The sequence below is a fragment of the Thalassobacillus devorans MSP14 genome (assembly GCF_000496835.1).
Classification (GTDB): Bacteria; Bacillota; Bacilli; order Bacillales; family Halobacillaceae; genus Thalassobacillus; species Thalassobacillus devorans_B.
Map to the genome: position 1 here is coordinate 1,006,782 of NZ_KI543236.1, position 23,314 is coordinate 1,030,095.

Below are 23,314 nucleotides of genomic sequence, written 5' to 3' on the forward strand. Positions count from 1 at the left end.
ATGACTTTGAAACAGCTAGTACTTGAAGATGGCAGCTACTTTATTGGGGAAGGCTTCGGCAGTGACACCGAATCCATAGGAGAAATCGTCTTCAATACAGGAATGACAGGATACCAGGAAATCATTTCAGACCCTTCCTATTGTGGGCAGATTGTAACTTTCACTTATCCATTGGTCGGGAACTATGGCATCAATCGGGATGATTTTGAATCCGTTGACCCGGCTATCTTAGGGGTTGTGGTGAAAGAGCATTGTGACACACCTTCTAATTTCCGCAGTGAAGAGACATTGGATCAATTTCTTGAAGCAAAAAACATTCCCGGGATTGCGGGGATCGATACGCGTAAGTTGACGAAAATCATCCGTCGTCACGGAACGATGAAAGCGATGATCACTTCCATGGACCGGTCGGTATCAGAAGTTCTGGAAATTCTTGATCAGACCACACTTCCTCAAGATCAGGTCAGCCAGGTTTCCACCATCAAACCATATGTAGTACCTGGGAGAGGATGCCGGATCGTTCTGATGGATTTTGGGATGAAGCACGGGATCTTAAGAGAACTTACGAAGCGGGACTGCCATGTCACCGTAGTACCATACAATACGACAGCACAGGAAATCGAGCGGCTCAAGCCGGATGGCATTATGCTGACAAATGGCCCGGGAGATCCGAAGAACGTACCAGAAGCGATTGAGACAATCAAAGAATTGATCAGCCAGATACCGATATTCGGGATATGCCTTGGTCATCAGTTGATTGCTCTGGCAAGCGGAGCGGACACAGCTAAGATGAAATTCGGCCACCGGGGCTCCAACCAGCCGGTCAAGGATTTAAAAAATGGCAAGACCTATATCACTTCACAAAACCATGGGTATTCCGTGAGCAGGGAATCGTTGGAAGCGACAGAACTGGAGCTTACCCAGATTTCATTGAATGATGAGTCAGTGGAAGGGCTGGCACACCGTGTACACCCGGTATTCACGGTTCAATATCATCCTGAAAGCTCACCAGGCCCGGAAGATACAGAAAACCTATTTGATGAATTCCTTGAAAATATACAAGCCGATAAGAAGCAGCAGAAGGAGGAAGCCACATGCCTAAACGTACAGATATAAATAAAATTCTTGTTATTGGGTCAGGACCGATCATTATCGGTCAGGCCGCAGAGTTTGATTATTCCGGAACACAAGCATGTCAGGCTCTGAAAGAAGAAGGCTATGAAGTGATTCTGGCCAACTCGAATCCGGCTACGATCATGACGGACTATACTTTTGCAGACGAAGTATACATGGAGCCGCTTACCGTTGAATTCATGATGAAAATCATACGTAAAGAGCAGCCGGACGCTATTCTTCCTACGCTTGGCGGGCAGACAGGGCTCAACCTGGCGATGGAACTGAGTAAGACGACGATCCTGCAGGATTACGACGTTGAACTGCTGGGTACCCGGATGGAAGCAATCGAACAGGCAGAAGATCGGGCAATGTTCCGCGATTTGATGCATGAATTGAAGCAGCCGGTCCCTGAAAGCACGATTGTCAGTACAGTGGACGCCGCAGCAGCTTTTGCTCAGAAAATCGGCTATCCTGTCATTGTCCGGCCTGCGTACACCATGGGAGGCACTGGCGGCGGTATGTGCGACAACGAGAAAGAACTACGGGAAATCACCCGCAATGGTTTGTCGCTTTCTCCGGTTAATCAATGCCTGATTGAGAAAAATATCGCAGGATTCAAAGAAGTTGAATACGAAGTGATGCGGGATAAAAGCGACCATGCCATTGTTGTTTGTAACATGGAAAACTTTGATCCGGTTGGCATCCATACCGGAGACTCGATAGTAGTCGCTCCTTCCCAGACATTGAGCGACCGGGAATACCAGATGCTGCGAAATGCTTCGTTGAAAATCATCCGGGCACTCGGGATTGAGGGAGGCTGTAACGTTCAGCTGGCACTGGATCCGGACAGCTTTCAATATTATGTCATTGAGGTCAATCCAAGGGTCAGCCGCTCTTCGGCACTGGCTTCGAAAGCCACAGGCTATCCGATTGCGAAACTGGCGGCGAAAATCGCTGTCGGCCTGACCCTCGATGAAATTAAAAATCCAGTGACAGGAACAACCTACGCCTGCTTTGAGCCGGCTCTTGATTATGTAGTAACAAAAATTCCGCGCTGGCCTTTCGATAAATTCGCAAAAGGAAACCGGACGCTTGGTACTCAGATGAAAGCTACGGGTGAAATTATGGCTATCGGCCGAAACATTGAAGAATCATTGCTAAAAGGTGTCCGCTCGCTGGAAGGTAAAACAGAGGAGCTTTATCTGGCATATTTGGAAGAAGTACCCGAGGATGTACTCGATCAGCGTCTGGTAAACGCTGATGATGAACGTATTTTCGTGCTTGCGGAAGCATTAAGGCGGAATCGTACGATTAAGGAACTGCATGAACTGACCGGTATCGATTTATTCTTCCTGAATAAGCTGAAGAAGCTGATCGAACTCGAACAAGTGATCCAGACAGAAGGACTCGCCTATGAACCAATCAAAAAAGCGAAACAGCTGGGTTTCTCTGATGCTCAACTGGCCAGGCTGATTGGTGCTGATACCGATGAGGTGTACAATTACCGCCTGGAGCATCAAATCATGCCGGTATATAAAATGGTGGATACATGTGCAGGAGAATTCGCGTCGGAAACGCCATATTACTACAGCAGTTATGAAGACGAAAACGAGTCAGTCATTTCAGACCGTAAAAAAGTACTTGTTATCGGGTCTGGACCGATCCGGATTGGGCAAGGGGTAGAATTCGACTATGCTACTGTTCATTCCGTTCTTGCATTGAAAGAAATGGGCTATGAAGCGATCATCATGAACAATAATCCGGAAACGGTGTCCACTGACTTCAGTGTTTCTGATAAGTTGTATTTCGAACCATTATCACTCGAAGATGTCATGCACGTCATTGAGTTAGAACAACCAGAAGGCGTAATCGTTCAATTCGGCGGCCAGACAGCGATCAATCTCGTCGATGGTTTGAGCCGCCGCGGGGTGAAAATACTTGGCACCACGATGGAAGCAATCAATGAAACAGAAGACCGTGATTTATTTGAACAGTTGCTGAACCGTCTTGAAATCGCTAAGCCTGGCGGAGAAAGTGTTACTAGCGTAGAAGAGGCTGTCCACACTGCACGGAATATCGGCTACCCGGTTGTGGTCCGGCCGTCCTATGTCCTTGGCGGAAGAGCGATGGAAATCGTTTATGGAGAAGCAGAACTGCTTTCCTATATGGAAGAAACGGTAAGGGATTACAGCGACCATCCGATTTTAGTCGATAAATATTTAACCGGTATGGAAATCGAGGTCGATGCAATCAGTGATGGCAATACTGTTGTTATTCCTGGCATCATGGAACATATTGAGCGTGCAGGTGTCCACTCGGGCGACTCGATGGCGGTGTATCCATCACAGAGGCTCAGCAGTGAACTGAAGCAGCAATGTGTCGATGCCACCGTGAAAATCGCCAGAGAACTGAATATGCAGGGCTTGATCAATATTCAGTTTGTTGTAAATGACGATACAGCTTATGTTATAGAGGTCAATCCAAGAGCAAGCCGAACTGTACCATTTTTAAGTAAAATCACTGGAATTACGATGGCAAACCTGGCCACGAAAGCGATATTGGGTGAAAAATTGACGGATCTCGGTTATGAAACAGGTATCGCTGGATCTCCAGAGGGTGTCTACGTCAAAGTACCGGTTTTCTCATTTGAAAAGCTGCGCAGTGTCGATACCACGCTGGGACCAGAAATGAAATCCACCGGTGAAGTCATCGGTTATGACCGAACCCTGGAAAAAGCTTTATACAAGGGGATGACAGCAGCTGGATTGAAGATACCGGTAGAAGGTTCCGTCCTGCTTACAGTTGCCGATAAAGATAAACAGGAAATGCTGGGAATTGCCCGTACCTTCCATGAGTTAGGGTTCCAGCTGTATGCCACAATCGGAACAGCTGATGCCATTCAATCGGCTGGTATCCCCGTCAAAACCGTCAGTAAAGTGGGTGCGACGGAAATGAATATCATCGATATCATCCAATCGGGCAAAGTGCAGTTTGTTGTCAATACACTTACCAAGGGACAGCAGTCACGCAGTGATGGCTTCCGTATCCGACGCACGGCGGTCGAGCACGGCATTGCCTGCCTTACCAGTCTGGATACTGCCAATGCCATTGTGGAGGTCATCGACTCCATGTCATTCACAGCAAGAGCGATCGGTAACCGAGAGGTGACCCTGACATGATGATAAGGGAAGACATGGAAATCTTATCCCATGAGTTGGTAGCGGAAAAGACCTATCAGATGACGCTGAAAGGAGACATGCCCTCCTATGTGAAACAGCCGGGGCAATTTGTCCATATTATGATTGATCCCAGTGACTCCTTGCGACGGCCGATTTCCATTGCTGATGTCGACCTTACATCAGGTACACTGACTATTTTATATAAGGTTCTTGGAAAAGGTACTGCATCCATGGCCGGGAAGCCTGTCGGAGAGTATCTCGACGTTCTAGGCCCCGGTGGAAATGGTTTTCCGATTGAAGAAGTTTCGGCCAGCAGGGCTTTGCTTGTAGGGGGAGGAATCGGTGTACCTCCCCTATACTACCTTGGTAAACAATTGAAAGAAAAAGGGATTGAAGTTACGACCGTGCTTGGCTTCCAGCATGCAGGTGCTGTTTTTTTTGAAGATGAGTTCCGCGAATTAGGAGAAGTGTTTGTGGCGACCAATGATGGTTCCTATGGGAATAAAGGGTTTGTCACAGACATTCTTCCTTCCCTTGAAGGTAAGTTTGATACGTATTTTTCTTGCGGTCCTGCGGTGATGCTGAAAGCTGTTTCGAAAACACTTGGTAACTATGATGGTTACTTGTCCATTGAAGAACGCTTAGGATGCGGAGTCGGGGCTTGTTTCGCCTGCGTTGTACCTGCACCTGACGGAGACGCAAAAGGATACCGGAAGATTTGCCGGGATGGTCCGGTGTTCCGTACGGGAGAGGTGATATTATGATATCGACGCAACTCTCGCTTCCAGGTTTGAAAATGAAAAACCCGATCATGCCGGCCTCCGGATGTTTTGGGTTCGGCAAGGAATTCAGTGAATTTTACGACTTATCATTACTTGGCGCCATCATCATCAAGGCGGCGACTGGTAAAACACGATATGGGAACCCTACTCCGCGAGTGGCTGAAACCTCCTCCGGGATGCTTAATGCTATCGGTCTCCAAAATCCGGGGGTCGACCGCATCATACAGGAAGAACTTCCGTTTTTAAGTGAATTCGATACGCCTGTGATTGCAAATGTTGCAGGCAGTACGGTAGAAGAATACGTTGAGGTAGCCGAAAAATTATCCCGGGTCACTCATGTCCAGGCATTGGAATTGAATATATCATGTCCGAATGTCAAAGAGGGCGGGGTACAGTTTGGAACAGACCCCGAACTGGCTGCCGAAGTGACGGGTCAGGTGAAAAAGGTGAGTAAGCTACCGGTGTATGTGAAGCTGTCACCGAACGTTACAGATATTGTTGCTATGGCAAAAGCGGTGGAGAAAGCAGGGGCTGACGGTCTATCCATGATCAATACTTTGACCGGCATGCGTCTGGATCTAAACAGTAAACAGCCGATCATCGCCAATCAGACTGGAGGCTTGTCTGGTCCTGCTATTAAACCAATCGCGATCCGGATGATCTATCAGGTCTATCAGGAAGTGGACATTCCGATTATCGGAATGGGTGGTATAGAAACCACGGATGATGTAATTGAATACCTGCTCGCAGGTGCAAGCGCGGTAGCAATTGGAAGCGCCAATTTCAAAAATCCATTCATCTGCAAGGAAATCATTGAGGAGCTTCCTGCAGCAATAGAACGATATGGCTTCACGACTATTCAGGATACGATTGGAGGGGCACACCGTTGAAAAGTATCAGTTCCCTCTATATAGCACTGGATATTGAAAATAAAAAGAAAGCGCTGCAGTTTTTAGAGCAGCATCAATTGGAAGGAACAGCGGTCAAAGTAGGGATGGAATTATTCTATCAGGAAGGTCCATCTATCATAGCCGGCTTAAAAGAAAGGAATCATGATATATTTTTAGATTTGAAGCTGCATGACATACCAACCACAGTTGAAAATGCCATGCGTAACCTTTCCCGCCTTGATGTGGATATGGTCAACGTCCATGCTCAGGGAGGCATAGAAATGATCGCTGCAGCGAAAAAAGGGCTGGAAGAAGGCTGTCAGGGAAAAGAGCGGCCAGTGTTGCTGGCAGTCACACAATTGACTTCGACCGATCAGAAGATGCTGTCGGAAGAACTGCGTCAGCAAGGTACCGTCGAAGAATCAGTCATTCATCTTGCCAAACTTGCAAAAGCAGGAGGCGCAGATGGGGTAGTTTGTTCGGTCCAAGAAGTAAAAGCCATAAAAGCGGCATGCGGGTCTTCCTTTTTGACTGTGACCCCGGGTATTCGACCAGAAGGGGTGCAGCAAAATGACCAAAAGCGATCGGCGACCCCGGTGGAAGCGAAACAGCAGGGAACCGATGCGATTGTTGTCGGCAGAGCCATCACTGCAGCTTCAGACCCTTATTTTAGTCATCAACAAATTATAGAGGAGTGGAACCATGGCTGAACCTACTGCAATCATTAAGGATTTGCTGGATATTGGAGCGGTCCAGATCCGCCCTGACAATCCGTTTACATGGACTTCAGGAATAAAATCACCGATTTATTGTGACAATCGGCTGACCATGTCTTATCCGGAAGTTAGAAAGAAAATCAGAAATCTGTTTGTTGAACGTATCAGGGAAGTGAAACCAGCTATAGATGTGATTGCCGGCTGTGCAACAGCAGGTATTCCACATGCAGCTTTTATTGCTGATGCGATGGATGTTCCCATGGTTTATGTACGTTCCTCAGCTAAAAAGCACGGCAAAGGTAACCAGATTGAAGGGGTGATCCACCCGGGAGATCGGGTGTTAGTGATCGAAGATTTGATTTCCACCGGCCAGTCATCGATCCAGTCAGCCGAAGCACTACGGGAGGCAGGGGCCGAAGTAGTAGAGGTAATGGCCATTTTCAGCTACGGACTTCCTGAAGCGAAGGAAGCATTTCAACAAGCAGGTTTCCACTATCAGACCTTGACGGGTTTTCCTGAACTACTCAGCTATATGAAGGCAAATGGTCAACTCGATGAAAAAGCGGAAGCCAAACTTGAAAAGTGGCAGAAAGAACCCGCAGATTACTAACGAAGGAAGGCCTGGGGGGCATAGACGGAGTATACTTGAACCATATCAACAGATAAGAATGAAACAGTAATGTTGTCACCTTGCGAATAACCAGGTACCATTGGTAGTATATGAATAGTAACCTGAGCGATTATGGTGGTGCATGATGAGATCACGAAAACATTCTTTTTTCATACTATCGAATGCCATTTTTGGCTTAATTACGTGTTTCGGCTACCTTTATGTATGGTTTACGTATGCGTTTATGGAAAGTATGCTATCCTTGCAGCCTTTAATGACATTGGTGTTCGCATTGGTCGTATTCTTTTTCTGGAACAAGTGGCTACTCCGCAAAGAACGCAAGAAATATTGGCTGCAGGCTGTATTTTCCTACGCAGCCACAATCGTCGTCTTTATTTATTTTTTAACCAAATAAAAGGCTCTGTTAAATCTCAGTGTTGATTTTAAAGATAAGCTTCCTATTGCTGAACACTCAGTTTCGAGATAGTGGGGTCCATTACCATAAGAGAAATGGGATGGTCTTGGAAACGACTCGCTTTCCTGCGGGGGATCTGGCAAGCTTCCTCGGGCTAAAGCCCTGCGGGATCTCGCCTAGCCCCTTCTCCCGCGGGAGTCTCGCCGTTTCCCTTCCCATCCAGCCAATTTTGTACTAAACGGACCCTCCTAATGAGAAAAGAGTATGCAACTAAACCTTTCATACTGAGGTATTTATTAAGGAAATAAAGGGAACGAAGTCTTCTTTCTATTATCCAGAGGCAGTTTTTACAAGTGTGATTTCGAGAAAATTTTATGGCAGAGGGTGGAGGGGAACGATGAGACTCCTGTGGGAGCTGAGTGATAGGTGAGGCCCCGCAAGGCGAAGCCTGAGGAGACTCAGCACACGCCCACGGAAAGCGAATCGTTTCCCGGAGCCCCTAAACTCCAATAATATCTCGAAATCAAGTCTTCGACTTTTCGTCTCTTATAAAAAATCAACAACGTTTAACATAGCCAAACAAAAAGGATGGTACTCCTTATTGGGAGGAACCATCCTTTTTTAGTTTCTTGATATATGCCGGATCGGGAGTGACGAATAATGTTTGCTGGTTATCATAAATGACATAACCAGGTTTTGCTCCGGAAGGCTTTTTCACATGCCTGATCAACGTATAATCGACAGGGACGGAAGAAGACTGGGAAGATTTACTGAAATTAGCAGCAAGCTGTGCCGCTTCTAACAGCGTATCCTCCGAAGGGGCATTCGACCGGATCACTACGTGCGAACCAGGGATGTCTTTCGTATGAAGCCAGACATCATTTTTATTAGCCATACGGTTGGTCAAATATTCATTTTGCTTATTATTCCTGCCTACATAGATGGCCGTTCCATCACTGGCGGTGAAAGTTTCCGGTTCTGGTGCCTTCGGTTTCTTTTTACGTTTATTTGTCTGGGGTTTTTTCTTTAAATAACCTTCTTCGCGCAGTTCCTCTCTGATTTCTTCAATATCCTGCTCCCTGGCTTTTTCAACCTGCTGGATGAGCTGATCGAAATATTCGATTTCCGTTTCTGCTTTTTTGATTTCTTCTTGGACGACTTGCCTGGACTTTTTCATTTTTTGATAAGTCTGGAACAGACTTTGGGCATTTTCGCTGGGTGTCTTATTCGGGTTCAGTTCGATTGTGATCGTTCGCTGTTCTGGATCATAATAGTCGACAACATCAACTTGTTTATCTCCCTGCTTTACCAGATGCAGGTGAGCCGTCAACAGTTCGCCCTCTTTCTGATAGTCATCGGCTTTTTCTGCTTTCTTTAATGTCTGTTGATGTTTTTTGATTTTACGGATATTTTTTTCGCGTTCATTTTTCAAGAAACGGTACAAGTCACCAGCCTGTTGTTTGACGCGGTCACGTTCTGCTTTTCCAGAATAGTAGGAGTCCAGCATCGTACTGACCTGTTCGAATTCCTCTGCTTCCCCTTCTACTGTAGAAAGCGGCAGGACGTAAAATTGTTCTTTCTTACCATGATAAATTCGCGGCTGATAATCATGTTCTTTCAATTTTTGCTGGAATTGAAGGAAAGCTTCCTGATAAGCGTTAGCTGAGCCTAAGTGAGCCTGGTAGGCGAGTTCCTTTGTAATCAAGGGGGAACATCCCATCAGGACATCCAGCATTTGCCGGTCCATTTTTCCAGCATTGAAATCAAGCTTCCGGACGAAGGATTCCCCATTAAGATCTAATGGATTTACTTTTCCCTGCTCCGGAGGGAATTTATAGGGCTGGCCCGGCATGACCGTCCGGTACCTGTTCTGGGAAGGGGGAAGATGCTTGATGCTGTCAAGGATATGTCCTTTTTCTGCGTCTGCTAAAATAATGTTGCTATGTTTGCCCATCACTTCAATAATTAGGATTTTCGTTGTTTCATCTCCGAGTTCGTTCCTTGTTTTTACATGGAAACGTACAATCCGTTCCATATCTACCTGCTCGATTTTCTCGATGAACCCGCCGGTTAAATGCTTTCGAAGGAGCATACAAAACATCGGTGGTTCCTTCGGGTTATAATAGTTATCATCCGTCAAATGAAAACGGGCATAACTTGGATGTACAGATAATAGTAACGAATGGTTTTTCCGCTGGGATCTTACCGTAAAAACCAGTTCGGTTTCTGTCGGCTGATAGATTTTCATAATTCTTCCTGTGGTAATAGTCTGTTCAAGTTCGTGGGTTACAGCTCGAGTTACTATTCCATCAAATGACATAGGGATTCACCTCTCAATGTTGCTAGTATAGCATGTTTTCCCGAACCGTCTCTATCATCAGGCGTGTTTTTCATAGCCATGAAGACGGTCTTTTTGTTAAAATGGTAACCAGAATGGAAACATATTGAGTTGACGGGTGTGATTTTATGGTGAGAAGTATGACAGGGTATGGAAGAAAAACAATGGAGTTGGGAGAAGCGCGGTTAAGCTTAGAAGTAAGATCCGTGAATCATCGTTTTTTGGATATTTCCACAAAAATGCCACGTACATTTTTATTCTTAGAAGATAAAATGAAAAAAGTGGTTCAGCAATCGATCCATAGAGGAAAAATTGATATTTTCCTAACCATAGAAGGTGAAGAACTGGGTAAGCGTGAATTGAAGCTTGACTGGGATTTAGCAGATCAATACTTGCGCCGTTTAAAAGAATTGAAGTCCCACTATGAATTGACTGGAGATCTCACGGTTGATATGGTAACTAAATTGGAAGACGTATTTCTTGTCCAGGAACAGGAGCAAGATGAAAATCATTGGGAACAACATGTGCTGTCCACCCTCGAGGCAGCTGTCTTCAAATTGTTGGAAATGAGAAAACGTGAAGGTGATGCCTTGAAGCATGATATGCTGAATCGCCTGTCGAATATCCGGCAAGTAGTCGATGGTCTCGCCGGGCGAAGAGAAGTGGTCATAGAGGCCTACCGGGAGAGGATCAAGCAGCGGATCGAGGAGTATGTCCAGGAACAACTGCACGTCGAAGATTCCCGCATTCTCCAGGAAGTGGCCTTGCTGGCTGAAAAAGGGGATATCACGGAAGAGATTACGCGGTTGTTTTCACATATGGAACAATTCGATGATACATTAGAGAAGCCGGATGCTATCGGGCGCCGTTTGGATTTCATTGTTCAGGAAATGCACCGGGAAGTAAATACCATCGGGTCAAAATCAAATGATGCCAAAATCAGTGAATGGGTGGTATTATTAAAAAGTGAGATTGAAAAAATCAAAGAACAGGTTCAAAATGTGGAATAAGTCAGAAAGCTATCGATAATACTGCCAACGTGACGGTATTACATTGTTTTTCATCAATGGTACGATGGAGCCGCCTCCTTCACCAGCTTGAAAAACACAACCAGGAATCATACAATTTACACTGCTTGCATTTTTTCCTTATAATATAAGTAATGCAAAGAGAACGTGTCATGGAGGAGGAACTGTTTTGAGTCTGAAGTTAATTAATATAGGTTTTGGAAATGTCGTCTCTGCCAACCGGGTGATTTCTATCGTTTCTCCGGAGTCCGCTCCGATTAAACGTATTATTACTGTTGCAAGGGACAATAATAAACTAGTAGATGCTACATATGGCCGACGTACACGTGCGGTCATCATCACCGATAGTGATCACGTCGTCCTCTCCGCTGTTCAACCGGAAACAGTAGGACAACGGGTGATCAGTCATGACGATATATCTGATGAAAACTAGGAGGACATAAAGTGATTGAAGAGAAAGGTATTTTATTCATTCTCTCAGGTCCGTCTGGCGTTGGAAAAGGTACTGTCAGGAAGTCCTTATTCGAGCAGTCGACAGATTTGAGATATTCGATATCAATGACCACCCGGGGAGCCCGGGAAGGGGAAACCGATGGCGTCGATTACTTTTTCAAAAGCCGGGAGGAATTTGAAAGATTGATAGCGGAAGGCAAATTACTCGAACACGCGGAGTATGTCGGCAATTATTACGGCACACCGCGGGAGTATGTGGAAGAAACATTGGAAAATGGAAAAGACGTATTTCTAGAAATCGAGGTCCAGGGAGCCTTGCAGGTCAAGCAAAACTTTCCACAGGGAGTATTCATTTTCCTGATTCCACCAAGCCTTGAAGAGCTGAAAGACCGCATCGTCAGCCGCGGTACGGAAACCGAGGAAAAAGTGAAAAACCGGCTGCATACAGCAAGTGAAGAAATTGAGATGATGGATGCTTATGACTATGTTGTCGTCAATGACGAAGTAGATAATGCAGTCAAAAAAGTCCAATCGATCGTTATGAGTGAGCATTGCAAACGGGAGCGCGTTGCGAAACAATACAAAAAAGCATTGGAGGCTGGTCGATCATGATGTTAGAACCATCAATCGATTCATTGCAAAAACAGATCAAATCAAAATATACACTTGTTACGTTATCTGCCCGCAGAGCACGTGACCTGCAGCAGGAAGGCGAGCCGATGATCGAAAAACCACTATCACATAAATTCGTCGGAGTCGCACTGGAGGAAATCCGCGAAGGCAAACTGACATACTCCTTCGCAGACGAAATCCAGGAACGCCAATTTTAAGTTTTACTCTGTAAAACGTTGTTGATTTTTCATAAGGTGCTTATTCAACAAAAGGGCCGGATTATGGAAGACTCAGTTTCAAGGTTCTTTACCATAAAAGCGTTAGGGGTGGCTTGGAAACTACTCGCTTTCCAGCTTCATCGCCTAGACACTCGCGACATAAGCAGTCCATCAACGGGAAGAAAGAACACTTCCCTTTTGCTGTTCTGCTTATGCGTGTCGTGTCTCCCAAGGCAATTACGCATTCGTTTCTTTCCTGCGGGGGACATGGTGAGATCCCGCAAGGCGAAGCCTGAGGAAGCTCACCGTCCGCCCATGGAAAGCGAGTGATTTCCCGGACCTCCAAACGCTCACCACCGTAACGGAAACAGTTTCTCTCGAAACTGAGCCTTCCATAAAAGGGAGTTTTAATTGTAAAATCAACATTAGAGCCTGGGTTTGAAAAGCGAAAGCGCACGTTTAACATTGGTACGTGACAGTGAAAATTTTTAGTATGAAGGAAAGCCGCGCTAAGTACAGCATTGAGCGCGGCTTTCCTTCTAGTTAATTAATCGACAAAGTAGTAAAGGGAGAAGATGGTTATGCTCAAGGGAAAGCGGATTGTACTCGGTGTTTCCGGAGGAATCGCCGTTTATAAAGCGAGCGCATTAACAAGCAAGCTGGTCCAGGCAGGCGCCGAAGTCAAAGTAGTCATGACAGAAAGTGCGGTGGAATTCGTTACGCCACTGACATTCCAGGCCTTGTCGCGCAATCCAGTCTATACCGATACCTTCGATGAAAAAGACCCCCGCTATATTGCGCATATAGATCTTGCGGATTGGGCAGATTTATTTTTGATTGCACCAGCGACTGCCAATATTATCGGTAAGCTTGCCAATGGAATCGCGGATGATATGCTTTCTACGACACTGCTTGCAACAGAAGCACCTGTCTATGTAGCACCAGCGATGAATGTACATATGTATGCACACCCTGCTGTCATCAAAAACATGACCACGCTGGATCAATGGGGCTACAAATTCATAGAACCAGGAGAAGGGTACCTTGCTTGTGGTTATGTGGGCAAAGGACGACTCGAAGAGCCGGAAACAATTGTCCAGGTATTAGATAATATCGATGCCCCTGGCTGGCTGCACGGAAAACGTGTGCTGATCACTGCAGGACCTACCAGGGAAAAAATCGATCCGGTCCGTTATTTCACAAACCCATCTTCCGGTAAAATGGGGTTTGCTTTAGCAGAAGAAGCAGCCAGGCTCGGTGCAGCGGTGACTTTGGTCGCAGGGCCCGTACAGCAAAAAACGCCCGCGGGGGTGAACCGGATTGATGTTACAACAGCAGAGGAAATGTACCAGGCAGTACTAGCTAATTACAAGGGTCAGGATATTGTCATTAAATCGGCTGCTGTCGCTGATTACCGTCCGGCAGTCACCTATGATAAAAAAATGAAAAAACAACCTGGCGAATACGTTGTTGAAATGGAACGGACCAAAGATATACTGAAGAAGCTGGGAGAAGAGAAGGACCGCCAATTCCTCGTAGGTTTTGCAGCAGAAACGGACAACCCCGTCCCTTATGGGAAGGAAAAGCTTGAAAAGAAAAACCTGGATGCTATCGTGATTAATAATGTTGCTGATGAAGGGGCGGGGTTCGGCCATGATACGAATAGAGCGGTATACATCAATCATAAGTTCGAGGAAACAGAACTGCCGATGATGAGTAAAAAACAATTGGCACAAACCATATTCAACCAGATTAAGTTGGATTGGCCTCATGAGTAGTTTAGACATTGCCCGTGTCGTCGTCGATGTCCCGTCTTCACAGACCAACCGCCCCTTTGATTACCGAATTCCAGCTAAATATCAAGGTATCGTCCAGCCGGGTGTCCGGGTCATCGTTCCATTCGGCCCGCGTAAAGTAATGGGGTATGTCGTATCACTCACAGATGAAAGTGAGTTTGATAAACTGAAGCCTGTTTCCGATGTGCTGGACCTTACCCCGATTCTTACGGAGGAACTGATCAGGCTTGGAAAATGGCTGACGGAAAAGACGTTAAGCTTTTATATTTCCTCTTTCCAGGTTATGCTGCCACAAGTGCTTAAAGCGAAATATAGAAAAGAGTTATGGCGCCAGGATGAAGAGGTGCTGCCTGAAGCTTTAGAGCAGCTTTTCGCTGGCCGCGATGTGATTGATTTTGAAGAATTCGAGCAGGCGGGGATCAGTTATCACCAACTGCAGAAGACAATTCATGATGGTCTCATTGATGTCCATTACGAGGTAAAAAGTAAGGAAACGAAGAAAACGACCAGAATGATACAGCCAGGAAAATCACCAGTGGAATTAGAAGAAGCGACGATCGATTTGCCGAAGCAGGCAGTGAAGCAAAAAGAAATCGTACAATTTTTTGTCGATTATCCGGAACCTGTATCCCAAAAACATTTACTGCAAACGTTATCGACTACCCGTGCATCCTTGAAACCCTTAATAGAAAAAGGGCTCATCGAGGAATTCAAACAGGAAGTATACAGAGACCCTTATCAAAATAGAGAATTCGAACGTACCGAGCCGTTTGCCCTGACAGAAGAACAGCAGGAAGCGATTGCCCCTGTCTTGGCCAGCATCGAAGAAGATCGTCATGAGGTGATGCTGCTGCACGGCGTTACAGGAAGTGGTAAGACGGAAGTCTATCTGCAGTCGATACAGCAGGTGATTGATAAAGGCATGGAAGCAGTGATGCTCGTTCCTGAAATAGCGTTGACGCCACAAATGGTGGAGCGTTTTAAAGGGAGATTCGGCTCCAGGGTTGCTGTTATGCACAGTGCTTTATCAGCGGGAGAAAAATATGATGAATGGCGAAAAATACAGCGGAAAGAAGTGCAGGTGGTGGTGGGTGCCCGATCGGCCATCTTCGCTCCTTTTACGGATCTCGGTATTATCATTATTGATGAAGAGCACGAAACAAGCTATAAACAGGAAGATCACCCCCGGTATCACGCGAGAGATGTGGCCATATACCGTAGTGAACACCATCAGTGCCCGGTCGTACTTGGGAGTGCAACACCTACCCTGGAAACCTTTGCCCGTGCTAAGAAAGGGAACTACCGGCTGCTTACACTCTCCAAACGGATGAACGATGCGACGATGCCGGAAGTAGAATTAGTCGACATGCGTGAAGAGCTGCATGCCGGAAACCGCTCGATGTTTTCCCGTGCATTGATGGAAAGCATGGAAGAGCGTTTGAGAAGAAAAGAGCAGGTGGTCCTGTTTTTGAACCGTCGCGGCTATTCGACATTCGTCATGTGCCGGGATTGCGGGTATGTCAGCGAGTGTCCCCACTGTGATATCGCACTCACATATCATCGCAGACAGGAAAGGTTAAAATGTCACTATTGTGGCTATGAGGAACCCCTGCCGGTCAGATGTCCGGAATGCGAAAGTGACTCAATCCGGTATTTCGGTACAGGGACACAAAAAGTGGAGGAAAATCTGCAGCAATTGCTTCCGGAAGCAAGAGTCGTGCGGATGGATGTCGATACGACCAGAAGAAAAGGTGCTCACGAAAAGCTTCTTTCCCAATTCGGCCGGGGGGAAGCAGATATTTTACTAGGGACACAAATGATTGCCAAAGGGCTGGACTTTCAAAACGTAACCCTGGTAGGGGTGCTGACAGCAGATTCACTTTTGAATCTTCCTGATTTTCGCTCAGCGGAAAAAACGTTTCAGTTATTGACTCAGGTCAGCGGTCGGGCCGGGCGTCATTTGAAGCCAGGCGAAGTGATCGTACAGACTTATACACCGGAACACTACAGCATTGAGCTTGCCAGTCAGTATGATTACACCCGTTTTTTTAATCAGGAAATGAAACTTCGAAAGGCTTTTCAATATCCACCTTTTTATTTTTTGACGTTGATTACCGTTTCTCACCCTAATCAATTGAAAGCACAGGAAGTCACCCAGAAAATATGCAAGTTTTTGAATGGTAAACTGTCAGATGGAGCCACGGTCCTCGGCCCGACCCCATCTGCACTTGCACGGATCAAAGATAGATATCGGTATCAATGCATGATAAAATACAAGCAAGAACCCGAGCAGCGGAAATTATTGAAAAAAGTACTGCATTATTATGATGAAGAAATCAGAAAGAATGAGCTGCAGATTTCGATAGACTTTCAACCATACCAGCTCATGTAAGAAGGGAGCCGCCAACCATGACAAAAATCGCATTTATGGGAACACCTGATTTTGCCGTTCCCGTATTGGAACAATTAATCGCAGATAGATATGAAATCGTACTTGCCGTTTCACAGCCGGACCGGCCAAAAGGAAGAAAAAAGGTCATGACACCGCCGCCAGTAAAAACGGCCGCCGAAAAACATGGCATCTCTGTCTTTCAGCCGGAAAAAATCCGTGATGAATATGAGAAAGTGCTCGCTTATGAGCCTGACTTGATCGTTACTGCTGCCTTTGGCCAAATTTTACCGAAAGCGTTACTGGAAGCACCCAAACATGGCTGTATTAATGTACATGCCTCCTTACTTCCTGAGCTGCGTGGGGGTGCGCCGATCCATTATGCTATCCTGCAAGGGAAAGAAGAAACTGGCGTCACCATCATGTATATGGTTGAAAAACTGGATGCCGGCGATATTCTTTCTCAAATCAAAGTAGCGATCCAGGAAGAAGATCATGTCGGAACATTACATGACAAACTTGCTAAAGCTGGTGCTCAATTATTGCATGAGACACTTCCGGCACTGCTGGCTGGTGAGATCGAACCGAAGCGGCAGGATGAAGCGTTAGTCACCTTCGCATCCAATATTAAACGCGAGCAGGAGGAAATCGATTGGAACGCTGACCAGGTGACCGTTTATAATCAGATCCGCGGGCTGCATCCATGGCCGGTTGCCTACACCCATTGGAGAGGGAGACCGATGAAAATATGGTGGGGGGAAAAAACAAGTATCTCAGGTAACGGTGAGCCAGGTGTAATTGTAGATATCCAGGAAGATGGTTTTGTCGTTACCGCCGGTGATGGGAAAGGTCTTAAGATAACGGAATTACAGCCAACAGGAAAAAAGCGGATGTCAGCAGTCGATTTTCTGAATGGAGCAGGAAGTCAGCTGGAACGAGGCGAAAAGTTAGGAAAAGGCAATGAGTAAATTTGCGCTACGGGAAACGGCCCTGGATCTGCTGACAAGAATCGGCGATCAAGGTGGATTCAGTCATGTTTTGATTGACCGGGCCATGAAAGAAGAAAAATTGTCAGAGCGTGATGGAGCTTTATTGACAGAAATTGTATATGGAACGTTGCAGCGCCGCAACCTGCTGGCCTATTATGTCGATGATAGGATCAAAGGAAAAAAAAAGGTGAAATCCTGGGTGAAATGGCTGCTTTATATGTCTGTTTATCAAATGCAGTTTTTGGATAAAGTTCCTGATCATGCGATTATCCATGAAGCCGTGGAAATTTCTAAAAAACGTGGACATAAAGGGATAGCATCCCTGGTAAATGGAGTATTACGGACTATTCAGCGGGAAGGTGTACCGGATACCAGTAAAATCGAGGATCCTGTCGAGAGATTAGCTGTCGAAACCAGCCACCCGGATTGGCTCGTTGGCAGTTGGGTGGATATGTATGGGCTGGAAACAACACGGGAGATGTGTAATACCAACCTGACACACAAAGTTGTCAGCGTCCGCGTCCAGCCAATGAAAGCCGACAGGGAGGAGGTCATGAGACAGTTGACCGATGACGGTTTTGAAGTGGAACCATCGAAACTTTCTCCTCAGGGAATTTTAATTCAGAAAGGCAACATACTAAAACATGGTTTCTTCAAAAGTGGCATCCTGACGATTCAGGATCAAAGTTCCATGCTGGTTGGCGAGATGATGGATGTGCAGCCGGGGATGGACGTGCTGGATGCCTGTAGTGCACCCGGCGGCAAAACCACCCATATTGCCGAGAAAATGCAAAACGAAGGCAAGGTCATCGCTTATGACCTCCATGCCAAAAAGGCTAAATTGGTCTCCGAAAAAGCGAAACAGCTTGACCTTGATATCATAGAAGCTGGACAGGCGGACAGCCGGGAGCTTGGCAGTAAACATGGAGTGGAAAGTTTCGATAGAATTCTATTGGACGCTCCTTGTTCAGGACTAGGCGTTCTACGCAGCAAACCGGACATCAAGTATCATAAGCAGGAACAGGATATATTGGTATTATCCTCGATCCAGGATGAACTGCTCGAAAGCATGGCGCCTCTTTTGAAGAAGGGTGGCAAGCTGGTGTATAGTACATGCACAGTGGACCAGCGCGAGAATGAGCAGGTCATTGAAAGGTTTTTAGACAATCACCCTGAATATATCATTGATGCATCCTTCATCAAGAGTCTTCCGGATGCGCTGCAGAAGGCACCAGGACTAAGCGAATATGGGCTGCAGCTATTCCCGCAGCATTTTGATACCGATGGATTCTTTTTGACCAGGCTGAGAAGGATGGATTGATTCAAAAATTTAGTAACTGAGCGTAACAGAAGACGAGGTGAAATGATGAACGGTTATTTTTTGACAGACCGGGGCCAGGTGCGAAATCATAACGAAGATGCCGGAGGCCTTTTTGTTAATGGCCGTTACCAGACGCTTGCGGTGGTAGCAGATGGAATGGGCGGTCATCGAGCGGGGGATGTGGCAAGTGAAATGGCTACCTCCTACTTACATAACCATTGGCAGAATGCTGATATAATATCATCACCAGACCAGGCCGAAGAGTGGCTGGAGCAAGCGATTCATTCCATTAACCATACGATTCTGGAGCATTCGAGGGCGAATGAGGAATGTAAAGGGATGGGTACCACCATCGTTGCAGCCATTTGTACGAATGATTTCGTCACTATCGCCCATATCGGAGACAGCAGATGTTATTTAGCTAATCATTATGGATTCCAGCAGGTGACGGAAGACCATTCGCTGGTCAATGAGCTGGTCCGTTCCGGGCAGATAACGAAAGAGGATGCAGAGCAGCATCCGCGCAAAAATGTGTTATTGAAGGCGCTTGGCACGGAGCCGGACCTGACGATTGATGTTAAGACATTAGGCTGGGAACAGAATGACGTACTGATGCTATGCAGTGATGGGTTGACCAATAAACTGAATGACGAGGAATTGTTTGAGCTGGTGAAAAACCCACTGGAGCTGGAAGAAGCCGCGAACAAACTTATCCAAATTGCAAATGAGCGTGGCGGAGAAGATAACATCACCCTTGCTCTCGTCCATTATGACCACTCGAATGAGAAAGAGGGTGGCTCCTAATGCTGAACAACCGCCTGTTGAGCGAACGATATTTGATCAAAGAGACAATCGGCGGCGGCGGGATGGCAAATGTCTACCTGGGAAAAGATACCATTTTGAATCGCGATGTAGCAATTAAGGTACTACGGCTTGAATACGGGAATGACGAGGAATTCATCGCCAGGTTTCACCGGGAAGCCCAATCGGCCACCAGTCTCTCCCATCCGAATATCGTAAATATCTACGATGTGGGCGAAGAAGATGATATCTATTATATGGTCATGGAACACATTGACGGGATGACGTTGAAAAAATACATACAGCTTCATAGCCCCGTGGATGTGACTGCGGCTATAGATATTATGCAGCAGGTCTCTTCCGCCATCGCTCATGCGCATGATAACGAAATCGTCCATCGGGATATCAAACCGGAAAACATTCTGATCGACCATTACGGGCAAGTCAAAGTCACAGACTTTGGGATAGCCATGGCTTTAAGTGCAACCGCATTGACACAGACCAATTCTATTCTCGGATCTGTTCATTATCTATCACCAGAACAGGCAAGAGGCGGGGTAGCAACAAAAAAATCAGATATTTATTCTATGGGAATAGTCATGTTCGAACTGTTGACCGGACGTCTTCCATTCTCAGGAGAATCGGCTGTCTCGGTAGCATTGAAGCATTTACAGAACGATACCCCTTCTTTGAAAAGGTGGAATCCGGATCTCCCTCAAAGTGTCGAAAATGTCGTGTTGAAAGCGACAGCTAAAGATCCGCTCCAACGTTATGCGAATGTGCATGAGATGGAAGATGACATGGCGACCGCATTGGATCCTGAACGGATGGATGAAGCCCCATTTGTAATCGAAGATGATTTGGATGAAAAAACGAAGGCGATACCAGTCATAACAAAAGAAGCATTCGAAAATAACCATAACGATGAAACGATTGTCCATACCAACGGCAAAAGCCATGCCACAAAGCCGGTCGAAGTGGTGGCGGATAAAAAACAGGACGAACCTGTTAATAAAAAAGAAAAGAAGAAGAAAAAGAAAGTCTGGCCATGGCTATTGACGATATTCCTAGTGCTATTAGCTGCCGGGGCAGCAGCCTTATTCCTTGTTCCGGGATTACTGGAGCCAAAAGACGTCGAAATGATCGATGTAACAGGGATGGAGTATGAAGAAGCGTATAGTGAACTTAGAAATTTGAACCTTCAGGTAGAGAGAGAAACCGAGTTTTCAGATACAGTGGAAGAAGGATATGTAATCAGAACTGATCCTGACAAGGGCGAAACGATCAAAGAGGGATCCACCGTCACTGTCTATTCCAGCGATGGTAAAGAAACGACTACGTTCGGGGATTATATCGGCGATAATTTTGACCAGAAGAAAACGGAATTGGAAGCCAAAGGTTTTTCTGATATTCAGGGTTTTTCGAAGACCTCCAGCGAATACGAAAAAGGGACTATCATAGATCAGTTTCCAGATGCCGGCCAGGAAGTGGTACCTGAAGATCAACGAATTGTGTTCACTGTCAGCTCTGGTCCTCCTCCTGTCGATTTGAAATCTCTGACAGGATATACGCAGGCAGAAGCGGAGTCTTATTTAAAAGAAAACAACCTGAAAGTCGACGTACAGCAGGAATACTCGGATAGCTTTGGTAAAGGAAAGGTTATAAGGCAGGAACCTTCTTCAGGTACCGTGGTGCAAGGGTCGACCGTGACGATTGTTATCTCTATGGGACCCGAAGCCAAGCCGCGTACCCACACCGAAACGGTTATGGTAAAATATCAACCTCCTGAGGATGAAAAGCAAAACCAGGACAATCCGGAACAGGATGATGAGAATCCAGACGGTGAAAACCAGGATGGCGAAAATCCAGACGGTGAAAACCAGGTTGATGAAAATAAAGACAACCCTCCAGAAGAAGAACCACCTGGACAGGAAGTGATCATTTATGTGCAAGATAATGATTCAGACGGGGAAGAGGTATACCAAAAAGCGACCATTACGAAAGATACGGAATTCAAGATTGAAATGAGTATAGCTCCTGGTTCAGAGGCCAGTTATCGAGTTCTCCGTGACGGTGAAATCTACGAGGAACAGACGATTCAGTATTAGGATGGTGAAATAATGCCGGTAGGAAAAATCACAAAAGCATTGAGTGGCTTCTATTATGTCTATTCCGAGGGGAAAGTGTATCAATGTAAAGGCAGAGGGGTGTTCCGTAAACAAAAGATCACCCCTTTGGTGGGGGATGAAGTCACCTTTGAAGCGGATAACCAGAAAGAAGGATACGTCCTTTCGATCGAAAAACGCAAAAATGAATTAGTAAGGCCGCCCGTTGCGAATGTCGACCAGGCATTGATCATGACCTCTGCGAAAGACCCGGCATTCAATCCTTTACTCCTGGATCGGTTTCTTGTGCTGGTGGAAGCTAATCGGATTGAACCATTGATTGTCATCTCAAAAGTAGACGGGTCGAAGGAAGAAGCAGATATACGCACTTATCAGGAGCTCTATCAGCAGGCCGGTTATACGGTCCTATTGACATCAAAGGAAAAAGATATGGCGCTTGAGGAGATCCAATCACACTTCACAGGAAAAATCACGGTCGTTGCCGGCCAGTCAGGCGTCGGCAAGTCCACCTTGCTGAATCACCTGGACCCGGAATTGGAAATCGAAACAAATGAGATTTCTGAAAGTCTTGGACGAGGGAAACACACCACCAGACATGTAGAATTATTTGAAATTGCCGGAGGATTAGTAGCGGACACCCCTGGTTTCAGCTCACTGGAATTCCAGGAGCTTGAAGAGGATCAGCTGCCGGAATGCTTCCCCGAGTTCAGGGAAGTCCAGCATTTATGCAAGTTCAGGGGATGTCTCCATAAAAAAGAACCGAAGTGCGCGGTGAAGGCTGGTGTTGATCATGGGGAAATAGCCAGTCAGCGCTACGAAAATTACTTGCAATTTTTAGAAGAAATACAAACGAGAAAGCCGAGGTATTGAATAGATGACAAAAATAGCACCTTCTATATTATCCGCAGATTTTGCAAAACTGGGACAGGAAATTCAGGAAGTGGCAGACGGGGGAGCGGATTATATCCATATAGATGTCATGGATGGGCATTTTGTTCCTAACATCACGATCGGTCCTTTAATCGTGGATGCTGTGCGTCCAGTTACTGACCTGCCTTTGGATGTCCATTTGATGATTGAGAATGCCGAACAATATATCGAAGCATTCGCTAAAGCGGGGGCTGATATTATAACAGTACACCAGGAAGCTAATGTGCATTTGCACCGTACGATCCAGTTGATAAAAAGTCATGGAGTAAAAGCCGGTGTTGTCATCAACCCTGCTACACCAGCTGAAACGATCAAACCAATTCTTTCGGATGTCGATCTTGTTTTACTAATGACAGTCAACCCTGGTTTCGGGGGCCAGTCATTCATTCAATCGGTAGTGCCGAAAATCCGGCAAATTGCCGACTGGAGAGATGAAATGGATCTCTCGTTTGAAATTGAAATTGACGGTGGGGTAAATGCAGAAACGGCTAAGACATGTGTCGATGCTGGCGCCGATGTTCTCGTTGCCGGAAGCGCCGTTTTTAATAAGGAAGACAGAAAAGCAGCCATTAATGCTATAAAGAATGCTTATTAAAATTTCTCCA

At 46.1% G+C, this 23,314-nt stretch carries 20 protein-coding genes; 19 read left to right on the plus strand and 1 reads right to left on the minus strand.

The features are described 5' to 3' along the window. From P855_RS0105995 to P855_RS0106025, 7 genes are all read left to right on the plus strand, one after another. Positions 1-1,116 (plus strand): carbamoyl phosphate synthase small subunit, encoded by a 1,116-nt coding sequence (locus P855_RS0105995; protein ID WP_028783514.1) that lies wholly within the window; start codon positions 1-3, stop codon positions 1,114-1,116. Further along, positions 1,095-4,295, plus strand: coding sequence for a carbamoyl-phosphate synthase large subunit (carB, locus tag P855_RS0106000; protein WP_028782713.1), 3,201 nt, complete (start codon positions 1,095-1,097; stop codon positions 4,293-4,295). The genes P855_RS0105995 and carB overlap by 22 nt, the downstream gene beginning before the upstream one ends. Next, positions 4,292-5,059 (plus strand): dihydroorotate dehydrogenase electron transfer subunit, encoded by a 768-nt coding sequence (locus P855_RS0106005; protein WP_028782714.1) that lies wholly within the window; start codon positions 4,292-4,294, stop codon positions 5,057-5,059. The genes carB and P855_RS0106005 overlap by 4 nt, the downstream gene beginning before the upstream one ends. Then, on the plus strand, positions 5,056-5,967 hold the full coding sequence (locus P855_RS0106010) for a dihydroorotate dehydrogenase (RefSeq protein WP_028782715.1): 912 nt from the start codon (positions 5,056-5,058) through the stop codon (positions 5,965-5,967). Before P855_RS0106005 ends, P855_RS0106010 begins: the two co-directional genes overlap by 4 nt. A 5-nt stretch (positions 5,968-5,972) precedes the next feature. After that, the gene (pyrF, locus tag P855_RS0106015) at positions 5,973-6,677 is read left to right on the plus strand and encodes an orotidine-5'-phosphate decarboxylase (protein ID WP_037985912.1); all 705 of its coding nucleotides are present in this window, start codon (positions 5,973-5,975) and stop codon (positions 6,675-6,677) included. After that, complete coding sequence (gene pyrE, locus P855_RS0106020) at positions 6,670-7,293, plus strand: orotate phosphoribosyltransferase (protein WP_028782717.1); 624 nt, start codon at positions 6,670-6,672, stop codon at positions 7,291-7,293. Before pyrF ends, pyrE begins: the two co-directional genes overlap by 8 nt. A gap of 145 nt (positions 7,294-7,438) precedes the next feature. Continuing rightward, on the plus strand, positions 7,439-7,708 hold the full coding sequence (locus P855_RS0106025; protein ID WP_235062615.1) for a hypothetical protein: 270 nt from the start codon (positions 7,439-7,441) through the stop codon (positions 7,706-7,708). Positions 7,709-8,306: 598 nt separating this feature from the next. On the opposite strand, the gene P855_RS0106035 is transcribed toward P855_RS0106025, so the two are convergent. Continuing rightward, positions 8,307-10,028, minus strand: coding sequence for an Rqc2 family fibronectin-binding protein (locus P855_RS0106035; protein WP_028782719.1), 1,722 nt, complete (start codon positions 10,026-10,028; stop codon positions 8,307-8,309). 146 nt (positions 10,029-10,174) lie between these two features. Here P855_RS0106035 and P855_RS0106040 point away from each other — a divergent pair, with 146 nt between their 5' ends. The 12 genes from P855_RS0106040 (at position 10,175) to rpe (ending at position 23,304) form a co-directional block, all read left to right on the plus strand. Continuing rightward, entirely contained in the window at positions 10,175-11,056 is an 882-nt protein-coding gene (locus P855_RS0106040) for a YicC/YloC family endoribonuclease (RefSeq protein WP_028782720.1), read from the plus strand. Positions 11,057-11,243: 187 nt separating this feature from the next. Next, entirely contained in the window at positions 11,244-11,507 is a 264-nt protein-coding gene (remA, locus tag P855_RS0106045; RefSeq protein ID WP_028782721.1) for an extracellular matrix/biofilm regulator RemA, read from the plus strand. An 11-nt stretch (positions 11,508-11,518) separates the two neighbouring features. After that, complete coding sequence (gmk, locus tag P855_RS0106050; RefSeq protein ID WP_028782722.1) at positions 11,519-12,139, plus strand: guanylate kinase; 621 nt, start codon at positions 11,519-11,521, stop codon at positions 12,137-12,139. Then, a complete protein-coding gene (rpoZ, locus tag P855_RS0106055) occupies positions 12,136-12,357 on the plus strand; it encodes a DNA-directed RNA polymerase subunit omega (protein ID WP_084315632.1) in 222 nt (73 codons plus the stop codon). The genes gmk and rpoZ overlap by 4 nt, the downstream gene beginning before the upstream one ends. A gap of 581 nt (positions 12,358-12,938) precedes the next feature. Beyond that, a complete protein-coding gene (coaBC, locus tag P855_RS0106060; protein WP_028782724.1) occupies positions 12,939-14,135 on the plus strand; it encodes a bifunctional phosphopantothenoylcysteine decarboxylase/phosphopantothenate--cysteine ligase CoaBC in 1,197 nt (398 codons plus the stop codon). Next, a complete protein-coding gene (gene priA / locus P855_RS0106065; protein WP_037985668.1) occupies positions 14,128-16,545 on the plus strand; it encodes a primosomal protein N' in 2,418 nt (805 codons plus the stop codon). Before coaBC ends, priA begins: the two co-directional genes overlap by 8 nt. Before the next feature lie 17 nt (positions 16,546-16,562). Continuing rightward, on the plus strand, positions 16,563-17,510 hold the full coding sequence (fmt, locus tag P855_RS0106070; RefSeq protein WP_028782726.1) for a methionyl-tRNA formyltransferase: 948 nt from the start codon (positions 16,563-16,565) through the stop codon (positions 17,508-17,510). Next, on the plus strand, positions 17,503-18,852 hold the full coding sequence (rsmB, locus tag P855_RS0106075) for a 16S rRNA (cytosine(967)-C(5))-methyltransferase RsmB (RefSeq protein WP_028782727.1): 1,350 nt from the start codon (positions 17,503-17,505) through the stop codon (positions 18,850-18,852). The genes fmt and rsmB overlap by 8 nt, the downstream gene beginning before the upstream one ends. A 45-nt stretch (positions 18,853-18,897) precedes the next feature. Continuing rightward, on the plus strand, positions 18,898-19,656 hold the full coding sequence (locus P855_RS0106080; protein ID WP_028782728.1) for a Stp1/IreP family PP2C-type Ser/Thr phosphatase: 759 nt from the start codon (positions 18,898-18,900) through the stop codon (positions 19,654-19,656). Then, positions 19,656-21,761 (plus strand): Stk1 family PASTA domain-containing Ser/Thr kinase, encoded by a 2,106-nt coding sequence (gene pknB, locus P855_RS0106085; RefSeq protein WP_028782729.1) that lies wholly within the window; start codon positions 19,656-19,658, stop codon positions 21,759-21,761. Before P855_RS0106080 ends, pknB begins: the two co-directional genes overlap by 1 nt. A 12-nt stretch (positions 21,762-21,773) precedes the next feature. Continuing rightward, a complete protein-coding gene (gene rsgA / locus P855_RS0106090; protein WP_028782730.1) occupies positions 21,774-22,649 on the plus strand; it encodes a ribosome small subunit-dependent GTPase A in 876 nt (291 codons plus the stop codon). Between the two features lie 4 nt (positions 22,650-22,653). Continuing rightward, positions 22,654-23,304, plus strand: coding sequence for a ribulose-phosphate 3-epimerase (rpe, locus tag P855_RS0106095; RefSeq protein ID WP_028782731.1), 651 nt, complete (start codon positions 22,654-22,656; stop codon positions 23,302-23,304). The last annotated feature ends 10 nt before the right edge of the window (positions 23,305-23,314 follow it).